The 13297-nt window shown below is 39.1% G+C and carries 12 protein-coding genes; all 12 read left to right on the plus strand.

Translation table 11 applies throughout. From position 1 onward, the window contains the following. On the plus strand, positions 1-274 hold a 274-nt coding region (locus AB7942_RS29255; RefSeq protein ID WP_369449586.1), incomplete at its 5' end, for a hypothetical protein. 29 nt (positions 275-303) lie between these two features. After that, the gene (locus AB7942_RS29260; RefSeq protein WP_369449587.1) at positions 304-1995 is read left to right on the plus strand and encodes a sigma-54 interaction domain-containing protein; all 1692 of its coding nucleotides are present in this window, start codon (positions 304-306) and stop codon (positions 1993-1995) included. 373 nt (positions 1996-2368) lie between these two features. Further along, positions 2369-3472 carry a M24 family metallopeptidase gene (locus tag AB7942_RS29265; protein ID WP_369449588.1) on the plus strand — a complete coding sequence of 368 codons (1104 nt, stop codon included), beginning with the start codon at positions 2369-2371 and terminating at the stop codon, positions 3470-3472. Then, positions 3469-4533, plus strand: a complete 1065-nt coding sequence (locus tag AB7942_RS29270; protein ID WP_369449596.1) for a M24 family metallopeptidase — start codon at positions 3469-3471, stop codon at positions 4531-4533. Before AB7942_RS29265 ends, AB7942_RS29270 begins: the two co-directional genes overlap by 4 nt. 71 nt (positions 4534-4604) lie before the next feature. Continuing rightward, the gene (gene eutH / locus AB7942_RS29275) at positions 4605-5672 is read left to right on the plus strand and encodes an ethanolamine utilization protein EutH (protein WP_369449589.1); all 1068 of its coding nucleotides are present in this window, start codon (positions 4605-4607) and stop codon (positions 5670-5672) included. Positions 5673-6146: 474 nt separating this feature from the next. Next, positions 6147-6524, plus strand: a complete 378-nt coding sequence (locus AB7942_RS29280) for a Gp49 family protein (RefSeq protein ID WP_088085426.1) — start codon at positions 6147-6149, stop codon at positions 6522-6524. A 163-nt stretch (positions 6525-6687) separates the two neighbouring features. Continuing rightward, positions 6688-7245, plus strand: a complete 558-nt coding sequence (locus tag AB7942_RS29285) for a DUF4240 domain-containing protein (protein ID WP_369449591.1) — start codon at positions 6688-6690, stop codon at positions 7243-7245. A 150-nt stretch (positions 7246-7395) separates the two neighbouring features. After that, positions 7396-9264 carry a V4R domain-containing protein gene (locus AB7942_RS29290; RefSeq protein WP_369449592.1) on the plus strand — a complete coding sequence of 623 codons (1869 nt, stop codon included), beginning with the start codon at positions 7396-7398 and terminating at the stop codon, positions 9262-9264. Between the two features lie 282 nt (positions 9265-9546). Continuing rightward, entirely contained in the window at positions 9547-10731 is a 1185-nt protein-coding gene (locus AB7942_RS29295) for an acyl-CoA dehydrogenase family protein (protein ID WP_369449593.1), read from the plus strand. A gap of 66 nt (positions 10732-10797) precedes the next feature. Then, positions 10798-11277 (plus strand): flavin reductase family protein, encoded by a 480-nt coding sequence (locus tag AB7942_RS29300; RefSeq protein WP_168241969.1) that lies wholly within the window; start codon positions 10798-10800, stop codon positions 11275-11277. A 21-nt stretch (positions 11278-11298) separates the two neighbouring features. After that, positions 11299-12114, plus strand: coding sequence for a bifunctional riboflavin kinase/FMN adenylyltransferase (locus AB7942_RS29305; RefSeq protein WP_369449594.1), 816 nt, complete (start codon positions 11299-11301; stop codon positions 12112-12114). A 16-nt stretch (positions 12115-12130) separates the two neighbouring features. Next, positions 12131-13114, plus strand: coding sequence for a DODA-type extradiol aromatic ring-opening family dioxygenase (locus AB7942_RS29310; RefSeq protein ID WP_369449595.1), 984 nt, complete (start codon positions 12131-12133; stop codon positions 13112-13114). Positions 13115-13297 lie beyond the last annotated feature (183 nt).

Here is a 13297-nt window from a genome sequence, read left to right on the forward strand (position 1 = left end):
ATTAATTATCGCTCTCCTCTTTTTTTTACGATTGAGCAGGGTCTTCTTAAGCATTGTCATTTTTCTAATCTTGAAGAAACTTATTTTCATGGTAGTTGAAGAAAGAAATAGACCGCCTTACGGCGACCTGAAGCACCCTTTAGTTGAAGATCATGAGTTGCTTAACTGCAGTTTTTTTTATTTAAGTAAATGGCAGGATAGTCCAATGTGGAATGTTAGAACCCACAAGACATTAATCATGACTCAAACTCGCCGAAATGATAGAGTAATATGAAAAATAGACAATTGGGTGGTGGAATCATCATGAAGCATCTTCTTCCTATCATAGAAGACCTGTTGCAAACGAATTTTTCTTTGCTTTCCGATATGGATGACAAAAATGAAGCAGCATATATATTTAAACAGCATCAAAGTGAAGTCTGGATGTTAACGATAAATGAGTATCTTCATTATAAAAGCGAGAATATCAAAGAACTTTATTGGAAAAAAGCGGGCGTTTCCAATGAAAAAGCTGTTATTCAAGACGTAATTCAAGAAGTGCAAACATCAGATGTTGTGGTCATCACGGATGGAGAAGGAAAAATCAAGGGCTACATCGCTTCCGCTGCTTTACTTTCTAAAGTGTTTGAATCTTATCAATATTTAGAGGCCTATTTTCAAACGATAATTGATACAATGGATGGTTCGGTCTCGATTGTGGATGAAGCTGGAAAAACGGTTGTTTGGACTCCAGGTGCTGAGAGGATTTTTTCAATTCCTAAAGAAGAAATTATCGGAAATGAAATGGAGCAGTTTTTTCCAAAAGAAATGTTATTAAATAAAGTTACGATGGAAACAGGTCAATCATTTCGTCATAAGCAGCATAAACCTCGTGAGGATCTTTTTGTCATGATTAATAGCAGTCCTATCGTCATCAATGATCGGATCGTAGGTGCGGTTGCTGCAGAAACAGACATTACGAGTCAAGTGTTAATGAATCAAGAGCTTATGAATGCTTCCTCCAAAATTCTTCAACTGCAGATGGAGGTTTCAAGGCTGCATTTGTCACATGATTCCTTTCAACAAATTAAAGGTTCGAGTCAATTGATGAAAGAAACAGTTTCATTAACAAGGAAAATGTCTGAAACGAGTGCGAACATTTTATTACTTGGTGAAACTGGGGTTGGAAAAGAAGTCTTCGCAAAAGCTATTCATTATTATCGTGGATCAGACTCTCCATTTATTGCTATAAACTGTGGTGCGATTACACCATCATTGTTTGAGAGTGAAATTTTCGGCTATGAAAAAGGAGCATTTTCTGGAGCAGATGCAAATGGTAAAAAAGGAAAACTAGAGTTGGCGCATGGAGGAACACTTTTTCTTGATGAAATTGGTGACTTACCGTTGGATATGCAAGTGAAGTTACTCCGAGTATTGCAAGATAAAACGTATTATCGGGTTGGTGGTACAAAACAACTTAAAGCCCAATGCCGAATCATTGCTGCTACAAATAAGGATTTAGAGGCAATGGTTGAAGCCAATACCTTTCGAGAAGACCTTTATTATCGACTTAACATTTTATCTATTACGATCCCCTCTTTGAGAGAACGAAAAGAAGATGTTATGGAGCTCCTTCATCTATTTATATATGAGTTTTCATTGTTATATCATCGAAAGATTAAAATCGTAGATCCTCAGGTCACTTCCGCCCTATTACAATACGATTGGCCTGGAAATGTGAGGGAGCTGCGAAATGTTATTGAACGATTAGTGTTATTGTCAGGAGAAGGAACAATCTCTGTCGGAGCCTTACCGCCAAAGCTGTTGCAATCTACATTGTCATCGACTGGATACCTTGATGACTCCTTGCAAGATGACCTAAATGATTTTGAAAAAAATAAAATCATGGAAGCCATTCAAACTGAGAATGGCAACAAGCAAGCAGCAGCAAAAAAACTAGGAATATCTCGAGCTACTTTATACAATAAAATGAAAAAATTAAAGATTGAGCTATAAAAACAAAAAGCATATGCCCCTAAATTAGTCCAGACGAGCGTAAGAAGCTCCTGGGCTGATTTAGTAGCTGGAAATCAAAGGTAGACGCAAGTAATGCTCAGTTAGTCGCAAGTTATCTTCCATTACCGAAAGTATTGCTCCTCTACCCGTAAGTAAGCTCCCTACCTTTAAATAAACTCCACTTATAGGATGTTCCACTGTTCTGTCAAAACTCTAACCGTCTAAATACTTTGACACTTAGAACTCCACAGTGTCTAAAAACATCTACACTATTACCTAAACTATCCCCTAAATAAAAGATTATTAAAATGGCACAGAACTTGCATCAATACTTCATGTCTATTTTAATCCATACATTAAAGGGGAATTGATCATGAATAAGCGATTGCAAGAATTGCAAACCTTTCTACAAAAACAAAGTATTCCAGGTGGCTTAGTCACATCGCGCCATAATATTTTTTATTTATCGAATTTTGATTACAATCCGCACGAACGGTTTGTAGGTATTTTTGTCTTCCCGAATGACGAACCCATTTTTATTACACCGGCAATAGAAGTTCAAATGATAAAGGAAGCAGGCTGGAACCATCCAATCCTAAGTTACACAGATTCCGATCACCCGTGGGCACTTGTTCGTGACGTGATCGAAAGCAGAACCAAAATGAAACAATTTGCAGTTGAGAAACATGAAATCTCCTATTTTTACATTGAAAGTCTGCAACAGATTTTTGGTGAAGTAGAGTTTGCATCACTAGATCCAATACTGACTGAAATGCGACTAGTAAAAGATGCTGATGAAATTGAAATATTACGTGAAGCCGCTGCTTTTGCTGATTACGGCGTACAAGTGGGTATTGAAGCATTAAAAGAAGGAATCACAGAACTTGAAGTATTAGGGAAAATTGAATTTGAATTAAAGAAAAAAGGGATTAAAGACATGTCATTCCCTCCCATTGTATTGTTTGGACAAAATGCAAGTAACCCACATGGCGCTTCAGGTGACAATAAGTTAAAAAAAGGCGATACTGCCCTATTTGATTTAGGTGTGAAATATAAGGGATATTGCTCTGATATCACAAGAACCGTCATTTATGGTAATACCAATAGCGAACTCGATATAATCTACAATACGGTTTTACAAGCCAATCTTGCTGGGGTGGATGCTTCTCAACCTGGAACAAGAATTGGTGATGTTGATATCGCTGGAAGACGCGTCATTCAAGAGGCTGGCTACGGTGATTTTTTTCCACATCGAATCGGTCATGGCCTTGGAATTGATATTCATGAGGCACCTTCTATGAACGATGCTAATGAGGGGTTATTGAAATCAGGAATGGTCATCACCATTGAACCTGGCATTTATCTTAATGGCCTTGGTGGTGTTCGCATTGAAGACGATGTTGTCATTACGGATAATGGGTATGAAGTATTAACGAAGTTTCCAAAAAAATTAATGGTTGTAGGAGCTGAACGATAATGAACCGAATCGAAAAAATACAGAAACAGCTTTTAGAGAACAATGTCGATGCAATATTAATTACAAAGAGTGAAAATCGCAGATATACGACAGGTTTTACAGGATCAGCAGGTATGGTGCTAATTTCAAAAAATGCTGCTACCTTTATCACTGACTTCCGCTATGCTGAACAAGCTCAAAATGAAGTGAAAAACGCTAAGTTTATCGTCCATGACGGTAATCTTGAAAAAGAAGTTGCCAATGAAATCGAACGTCAAGGTCTTAAAAAGGTCGCTGTTGAGGCAAATGCCATGACATTAAAAACGTTCTCAACGCTACAAGAGTATGGAAATGGACAATGGATCCAATTGGAAAATATCATTGAAAAGGTTAGAGAAATCAAAGAGCCCTTAGAATTAGAATTAATGAGAACGGCAGCTAAGATCGCAGATAAGGCGTTTGATTATATTTTGAATGTCATTAAACCAGGGGTTACGGAATTAGTAATCCGTGATGAGCTTGAATTCTATATGCGTAAGCAAGGTGCAACCTCATCATCCTTTAATACCATTATTGCTTCTGGAAAGAGGGCTGCCCTACCGCATGGAGTGGCTTCCGAAAAAGTAATCGAGCATGGTGACATGGTAACCCTTGATTTTGGTGCATTGTACAATGGTTATTGTTCTGATATTACGAGAACAATCGCCGTCGGGAGCTGCACGGATGAGTTCCGCAACATTTATCACATCGTATTAGAAGCTCTAAAACGTGGAACAGAAGGAATTCGATCAGGTGAAAAAGCGAAAACGATTGACGATTTAACGAGAGACTATATTACAGAAAAAGGCTTCGGAAATCGTTTCGGACATTCAACAGGTCATGGGTTAGGTATGGAAGTTCACGAACCAATCCGGCTTTCTGACAAAAGTGTAGAAATTCTTCAAACTGGAATGGTTGTTACCGTCGAGCCAGGAATTTATATCCCAGGATGGGGTGGCTGCCGGATTGAAGATGATATTGTAGTAACAGAGAATGGTTATGAAAGCATTACCCATTCTCCTAAGCACTTAATTATCTTATAAAAAATATTGAACAGGTCATCCAATGAATTTTTATAAAGATGACCTTTCTTTTGAATGAGGTCGTATTCGATATGAATGAAATCATCATATTTATCATGACAGGATTTATGGTTCTAGGAGCAATAGATTATCTGTTGGGTAATCGGTATGGAGTCGGACAAAAATTTAAGGAAGCCTTCCATTCCATGGGAGCACTAGCCCTTTCAATGGTTGGAATGATCTCACTATCGCCTGTATTGGCAAAATGGTTAACACCGATTGTATCCCCCGTCTACCAATTTCTTGGAGCAGATCCATCGATGTTTTCATCCACGTTTTTAGCTCTTGATATGGGTGGATACTCTTTAGCAAATGAAATGGCTCAATCGAGTGATGCTGCTTTATTTTCTTGGGTCTTTTTAGGAACGATGATGGGGCCGACTATAGTTTTTACCATTCCGGTTGCTTTAAGCATCGTTCATAAAAATGATCATCCCTTTTTTGCTAAAGGAATTTTAATTGGGATCATGACTATTCCATTTGGATGTTTAGCGGGAGGATTCGTAGCAGGATTTGACTTGATATGGATGTTGAAAAATCTGCTTCCTTCTATCCTCATTTCTGTCTTGATCGGCATTGGGATGTTATCCGCTCAATCCGTGATGATCCGTGGCTTTAAATGGTTTGGTAAAGGGATTGAAATAGTTATTATCATTGGTCTTGTCTCGATTATCATTGAAACTTTAACAGGTATAGTTCTTATTCCTGGTATGATGCCGCTTTCAGAAGGCTTTGTAACAGTTGGAAAAATAACCATCATGCTTGCCGGTGCGTTTCCGTTTGTATTTGTGTTAGTAAAAGTATTAAAGAAGCCTTTTGTACTGCTCGGAAATAAGCTAGGTATGAATCAACAAGCATTGGGAGGATTCATTGCGTCCTTCGCCCATCACATTCCTATGTTTGCGACACTGCAAGAAATGGACGACCGCGGGAAAGTCATAAATACCGCATTTGCCGTAAGCGGCGCATTTGTATTTGGCAGTCACTTAGGGTTTGTGGCGGGTGTGGAGAGGAATTTTGTCATTCCGCTGATTGTCGGCAAACTGACCGCTGGGTTTTTGGCTGCAGCATTGGCTTTGTTAGTCACAAAACGTCGTTAATGAAGGAAAGGTGGAGCCCACAGTCTATCAAAATCATATGCAATTTGATAGCCATTTTATATTACATTTTCAATGTTTGCGATAGAAAACGGAACCCGTTATCATAAAGCCTGTCTCTCTTAGATTTTACAGCTGAAGGTTATTAAAAGTATAAAGAGGGATCTTCAACTGAACACCATCTCCAAAGACATCAAGTTACCTGGCGAACAGTGACAGTCACTGTTCGCATTGGAAAGTAGTTCTGCTTTTGTAAGGCGTAGTCCAAAAAAATATGAAATTAATATGCACAAGGACCATTCGATAGAGGACTACTAGTATAGAAGCAGCCAATGAAAATTAAGATTAGATTAAAATTAAGTACCTTCGATATTAGAAGGTATTTTTTTTTCGGAAAAGAAATATATAAAGTAACACAACCTTTGTTCTAAGATGCTTTCATCCTATTAACCAAATAATTTAAAGGAAGTGCGGTAAATGGTAAGTATGTTCATAGATAGTATTTGTCCAAAATGCGGAGAGATCAATCAAGTGGAACATAAAGGGGAAAAAATTCTTATCGTAACTTGTAAGAATCACCATATGTATGACCATATTGTCATCTCGTATTCTCGAACCCATTCGATTAAGGATGAAAAACGGATTAAATTAGAAGAAATGCTCGTAGAGAAAAAATTCCATCGTATGAGTGATAAATCAACGATATGTCTTCTTATTTTTAATAATGGGTATGAAATAGAAGGACGTTCGACAGTTCGAGACGTCGCAGATTTTCGTACTGTAGTTGGTAAGGATAAGGCCTATGAACAAGCATTAAAGAAAGCGATGGTGGCCTTAGGGGCATACTTAGTATAATAGCAAATTATTAAAAAGGAGTAGAACCCTTAGAATAGCGATATTCCTCAACGGTATCGCATTTTTTGATTGTAAATAAATTGTGATACTTGATAAAATAGGAATTAATAAATATTTTTGGTAAAAGGAAAAACGGTAATTGAGTAACTGGAGGGGTCATAGAGTGAATAAAACGGAATACTGGAATTTAATTGAGCAGTCCAAGTCTTACAAAGAAGACCAGGTTGAATGGTTAACAGAAGAACTTAGTAAGAAGTCGATAGATGAGATCGTGGATTTTGAGTTTATTTTCGAAAGTTACATGAAGGAAAGCTATCAATCTCATCTATGGGGTGCTGCCTATCTGATCATGGGAGGATGCTCTGATGATTCTTTTGATTATTTTAGAGGATGGCTCATTTCACAAGGACAAGAGGTATACGAGAAAACACTGAAGGAACCCGAATTTTTGGCAAATTATATAACTGATGAAAATTTGGGAGATGAAGGTGTTCCGGAATACGAGGATTTTCTAAATGTAGGTTTTGATGCCTTCACACTGAAAAAGGGTGGCGACCCAGAAGTATGGGATGAAGACTTGTATGATGAGATGCTAGAGTTGCTATCTCAAAAGGGATGGGTCGATCCTACTGAAATTGAATTTGATTGGGAAGACGAAGATGATCTAGAAGAGATGTTTCCAAATCTATGGGAACGATTTGGAGAAGATCCTCTAGGTTAAGGTGCTCTTCGTGGAAAAAAGGTGGAATTTGATTGATGGTCTATTTGAAAAGCCTTATGATTAAATTAACTGAAATTTAAGGCATACGAAAAGATTTGTTTTCAACTAGAAGGACGTATGCTATCTATCATGAAACCAGGATGTGTTAGCATGAACGTCAAAGTTTCGGAGGAGAGTTATAGCCACGAGGTAGTTGCAGGTGACCGTAAGATTGTTACCTCCGCATCCGTTTTCGGGATTCTCAGGCAGCAACTGGCAAAGAATATTGGCATTAAGAGGATAAAGGGATTTTTATTTCATTATGGCTGGGAAATGGGTGTCAAAATTGCCAATGAAGTGGTGCAGACCGAATCCTCACTAGAAAATCTCATCAAACATGGGCCGATTCTCCACATTCAAAATGGGCATATAAGAGGAGTTAAACATGATTGCTCTTATGAGTTAGATGAACAACGCCGGATCCATTATTTCTTTTCATCCGGAACATGGATTGATTCTTATGAGGCTGAGGAGCATATAAAGCATCTCGGAGTATCTAATGGTCCGGTTTGTCACACATTGAGCGGGTTTGCGAGCGGTTTTATGACAACGATATTTGGAGAACCGCTTCTAGCGAGAGAAATCACTTGTGTGGGGAAGGGCGATTCGGAGTGCCGATGGGTGATGAAGCCCAAAAAGGAATGGGAAAAGGAACTTCAAGATGAGCATGAACTCGATTATTATAATGAAACACCGATTGTAAAAGAACTTGAGTTAACCTATGACCAATTATTGGATCAAAAAAATGTCGTCACTCGCTTGGCCAATTTTCAAAACAAATTAACCGAAGAGATTATTAATGGCAGTGATTTGCAAACCCTAGCTGATATGGTATATAAAATGATGCAAATCCCCATTATCGTTGAAGATACGTTACATCGAACGATTACCTATTCAGGGCTATCGAAGGAAAAATATTTGGATTATCGAGACGATATGGAAAGTTATCTTCAAGAAAATCGATTAAGCACGAAGTCACTTTTACCCTTTAGAAAAAAAGTGATCCAAACTTCGATACAGGAACGTCTCATCACCCCAATCCTTTTACAAAAAGAAGTAATCGGTTATTGTACCTTGCTTTATGATGAATTGAAAAATCATCATCACGAAGAGGATTATTTGTTTTTAGACCGATTTGCCAATGCGGCCTCACTTATTCTCTTAAATGAGAAAACAAAGGTAGAAACGTTTGAGAGAATGAAGGGGAATTTTCTTGAACAAATAGTAGAGGGCCGGCTGTCTACAAATGAGATCATCAATCGTGGGAAATATACTGGTGTAGATCTTGAGCAGAAATATTATCTATCGGTAGTTGAATATAAAAAAATTCAAAGTTCGATTGAAGATGAGTTTCTTCTGCAGGAACAGATTTTTGAAACGACCTTTCATTATTTCAATGAAAAAAAGCATAATATCTTGGTTGGACACCGTGATGGCAACATGGTTTTATTGATTACCAATGAAACCATTCAAAAGAAAGCGATCTATGATGTGATAAAAGATTACCTCGATTATATGTTAAAAAAATATCCACAAGGCCATTTTAAATGTGGTATCAGCCATTTAGAGGATGATATTTGCCAAGCATCCAGATGTTACGAGGAAGCAACCATTGCTTTACGATTAGCAGTCAAGAAGCATATCGTCCCGTTTAAATCATTAGGAATCGTGGGGGTACTGATTAACGCGAAAAATATCAGTGGGATTAAACTGATTGCTGAGCAAGAATTAGGACCTCTATATAACATGACAGATCCAAAAATCCTCGAACTTCTAAAAACTTTGTATAGTTTTTTGTTGAATGGGGGGAAGCTTGAGCAAACGATGAGTGATTTGTCTTTATCGATGAGCGGGCTCCGGCATAGGATCAGCCGGATCGAAAGCTTATTAGAAAAAGACCTTCGTGATTCAGATGAAATGCATCAATTGTTACTGATTTTAAAATCGTTGATTGCCATAGGGGAACTCACATTAGATTAGAGCCATCCGGAATAAGCCGGGTGGTTTTTCTTCTGCCTTTTTCCACCGCTGATTTCTCTGTGATGAACAAATATTGTCTAGTAATTTAAAAAACATAGACATTTTTTGCTCTAGTATGAAAATTCCAAATTATATAAACTTTATTTACAAGGTTCAAATAGTAAAAACCTAGTTATATTTCAAATGTAAGCGGTGCCAGCTAAATTGACCAACGGACGTTAGTCCATAACCTATTATTTTTCTCAACCATTATATCTAATCAAACAGAAGGGGTGTAGAACGATGGCAAGTTTTGTATTAAAAAGGGAAGATGTCACAGTTGAAGATTTACTAGCCGGAGCGGAACGAATCGGAAAATTGGCAGAGCAAGAAGCACTAGAAGCAGAGAAAAATGCGACTATATCACAAAATGTGGTGAACCTCATCAAAGAAACGCAAATTTCACGGATGATGCTTCCAAAAAAATATGGCGGACCACAGGCAGATTTGAAAACGTTTGCTAAGGTCGTTCGTAAGGTGGCGAATTACAATATTTCTGCAGCTTGGCTAACCTATCTTTATCCGCTTCACAATATGCTTCCAGCTTTTCTTCCTGAAAATGGTGCAGACGAAATCATTCATCAGGGCGGATTAATTTGCGATATCTTTGCTGCATTAGGAAAAGCAGAACGGGATGGCGATGGTTATCGTATCAGTGGCAAGTGGAGTTTTGTCAGTGGTGTCAATTATAGTGATTGGGTTGGTGTTGGGGTTATGATTCAGTTCCCTGACAGCGAACAACCTGTATATTGTTTGCCAATGCTAAAAACATCCGAGGTGGAAGTGGTCCATAACTGGGATACATTTGGCTTAAGAGGATCAGGAAGTAACCAAATTATTGCCGATCAAGTGTATGTCCCAATGGAGCGGATTTTACGTTTAGATCAAGCAGAGCTTACAAGAAGACCACCGCTAGAAGAATATGACACAGACTATCCTTTTTATCATGTCCCATTCTTTCCTTCCTTCTATTTGGGATTCGGTTACATGGCCCTGGGCGGGGCAGAGCGGATACTTAAGGAATTTAAAGTGCTAACTGAAAAACGTGTGCGCTTAATGGATGGAGTAAGGGAAAGTGAGTCACCAAGAAGTCAGCGGGTATTAGCCGAAATGACAACAGATTTCCACGTGGCTGAAGCTTTGCTAGAAAAATATATTAATCTGCTAGAAAACTATGAAACAGATGGCTGTATAACTCCTCCATCCGAATTCTTTGCGATCCGCACAAAAGCGATTAAGATTTGCACGGATATTGCCGTAAGATCTCTGTTAACTCTTGGTGGAGGCGCTCTTTATAAAGGTGGACCAATGGAATTGTTCTTAAGGGATATCATCGCTGTTGCCACACATAAGACTTCATTATACGAAGATGCAGTTGCTGCCTATGGTCAGGAGTTATTTGGTTTTAACAGTGGAGTTAGGGGTTAAATTCGAAGAGTACGAATCATAGATAACAAGCTTTATAGAAATTTTTATCAGAGGAGGATTTTTAAAATGGATGATCGTCAGTTTCGCAGTGCAATGGGTAAGTTTGCCACAGGGGTAACGGTTATTGCCACAGAGGTAGAGGGAGACGTCCACGGAATGACAGCGAATGCGTTCATGTCTGTATCGCTTGACCCAAAACTTATCGTTATTTCTATCGGGGAAAAGGCAAAAATCTTAAACAAAATAAAAGAAAGCAAGATTTTCACTGTGAATATCTTAGCCGCTGACCAGCAAGAGCTTTCGATGATTTTCGCTGGACAATTGAAGGAGCACAAAGAAGTGGTCTTTGACCGCCTTGATGGAAAGCCGGTATTATCTGGTGCCGTTGCACAAGTTGCATGTGAAGTATCAGCTGAACATGTTGAAGGGGACCACACTTTGTTTATTGGCAAAGTAACGGATATTCACCTTGAAGATGCAGAGCCACTGATTTTTTATAATGGAAAGTACCGTTCATTAGTAGAAGTATTGCCTGTGACAATCTAAGGATGATGAGAGGAGACTGTTATGGAAACAATTCATGTAAACCGGAGTAATTTGGCAGAATGGGAGGAAAAGGCGAGGCCAAATGTGATGGCCCTTGGATGTTTCGACGGTCTCCATCATGGACATTGTGCAGTCATCAACACCGCTTATCAAAAGGCAAGCGAAAAACAAGTGCCTTTAGCTGTCATGAGTTTCTTCCCACATCCGAAAACCGTTATCTCCAATGGGAAAATTCACGTCCATTATTTAATGCCGCTAGCGGAAAAAGAGGCGAAGTTTCGGAACATGGGAGTCGATACGTTTTATATTGTTGAATTTGATAAAGAGTTTGCCGGATTATCTCCAGAACAGTTTGCTGCGCAATACTTGAATGGTCTTGGTGTTGTTCATGCAGTCGCAGGATTTGATTTTTCATATGGCTCTCGTGGTGCTGGTAATTTGGAACGGTTAAAACAGGACTCAGGCGGACGAATTGATGTCACGAAGGTACCAAAAGTAGAGCTCCGGGGCGAGAAAATAAGTTCCACCTGTATTCGTGATCGGCTGTTAAACGGGAAGGTTGCGGAACTGCACGATTTACTCGGTCGATTCTATGAAACACCAGGCGAATGGGATGAAAAATCATTCACACTCTACCCATACTATACTCTTCCAGGTCCAGGAAGCTATGAGGTTACCTTAAAAAATGAAAGAGGTTCTTTTCAAACAAAAGTAGCCGTGATGAATGATGGTACAACGCTCAAATGTATCGATGTTATGCCTTTATATTTAAAGGGGGAACTATCCATTATTTGGAATAAAGAAATAGCTGAGTCTAGGAAATTAAGGATATCTTAAAAAAGGAGAGGATCAAATGGCTAAAATTATTGCAGGCGTCGCAATGTCGCATAGTCCGATGATCATGACAAATGAGGCGGGAGGCGGAGATAAAGGACAGCACTTCCTCCATACTGCGTCTGAAATGAAGAAGGTACTAGAGGATTCAGGAGCAGACGTGATTGTATTGATATCGGATGATCATTTCAATAGTTATTTCTACGACCAAATGCCTGCATTTACCATTGGGATTGGCGAATGTGAAGGCTGGGGAGACTGGCAGCTGCCAAAATACCATATCCCTGTGCAAGAAGACTTAGCGAAGCATATCCTTCACACCGGTTTAGACAGCAATGTTGATTTTGCCTTTACGTTAAAAATGAAAGTCGATCACGGCCATACACAAGGAATTTACTTCTTAAATCCAGATTTGAAAATTCCAGTGGTTCCAATAGCTGTGAATACGTCGGCGCCGCCGCTGCCAACAATGGACCGCTGTTTCCAAGTCGGTGAAGTGATTCGTAAAGCGATTGAGTCATGGGATAAAGATCTTAAGGTTGCAATTGTCGCTTCGGGTGGTTTATCTCACTGGGTGCCGATTCCAAAGATTGAGAGTGAAAAACCAGAAGACCAATCCTTGATACAAGTCTTAAAAAATGGCCGTCAGGAAATAGACCAGCTTGATGAATATTTAAAGTTACGGGAAACAAATGTAACAAGAATTAAATCAGGGCCCGTTAATGAACAAATGGACCGTGAATTTTTACGATTGGTTACCGAGAAGGAATTTACTGCATTAAGAAACTGGAGTGCTGATTATATTGAGGAGCATCTAGGTAATGGCGGTCAGGAAATTCATAACTGGCTTGTCCTGCTTGGTGCATTGCAAAACTTGGATGCAAGTGTCGCATGCTATGAGCCAATCCCGGAATGGGTAACAGGTATGGCGATTGTTCAGTTTAGTCAGCCGGTTGACCAAATTCATCCTGAACAAGCATCTGAAAACAAAGTAAGCATTTAAGGTTAGAGGCGGGAGCCACTCTCGAAAATGAAATGTTCAACAACATTAGTGGTGGAAAAGGTAAAACACCACTATGTAACTATTATTTTTTAGGCTATGTTAAAGCTCATTGTTGATTTTGGCACATGTTGATTGGAGCGGAAGGCGCGAAGACTCCTGCGGGAGGACGGGGCAGGGGAGACC

This window comes from Neobacillus sp. BF23-41, from assembly GCF_041106275.1.

Bases quoted from the DNA above. Each gene is read 5' to 3' on its own strand.
- AB7942_RS29300 (WP_168241969.1), top strand. From the start codon at position 10,798: ATGGATGATCGTCAGTTTCGCAGTGCAATGGGTAAGTTTGCCACAGGG.
- AB7942_RS29305 (WP_369449594.1), top strand. From the start codon at position 11,299: ATGGAAACAATTCATGTAAACCGGAGTAATTTGGCAGAATGGGAGGAA.
- AB7942_RS29265 (WP_369449588.1), top strand. From the start codon at position 2,369: ATGAATAAGCGATTGCAAGAATTGCAAACCTTTCTACAAAAACAAAGT.
- AB7942_RS29280 (WP_088085426.1), top strand. From the start codon at position 6,147: ATGGTAAGTATGTTCATAGATAGTATTTGTCCAAAATGCGGAGAGATC.
- AB7942_RS29260 (WP_369449587.1), top strand. From the start codon at position 304: ATGAAGCATCTTCTTCCTATCATAGAAGACCTGTTGCAAACGAATTTT.
- eutH (WP_369449589.1), top strand. From the start codon at position 4,605: ATGAATGAAATCATCATATTTATCATGACAGGATTTATGGTTCTAGGA.
- AB7942_RS29310 (WP_369449595.1), top strand. From the start codon at position 12,131: ATGGCTAAAATTATTGCAGGCGTCGCAATGTCGCATAGTCCGATGATC.
- AB7942_RS29290 (WP_369449592.1), top strand. From the start codon at position 7,396: ATGAACGTCAAAGTTTCGGAGGAGAGTTATAGCCACGAGGTAGTTGCA.
- AB7942_RS29295 (WP_369449593.1), top strand. From the start codon at position 9,547: ATGGCAAGTTTTGTATTAAAAAGGGAAGATGTCACAGTTGAAGATTTA.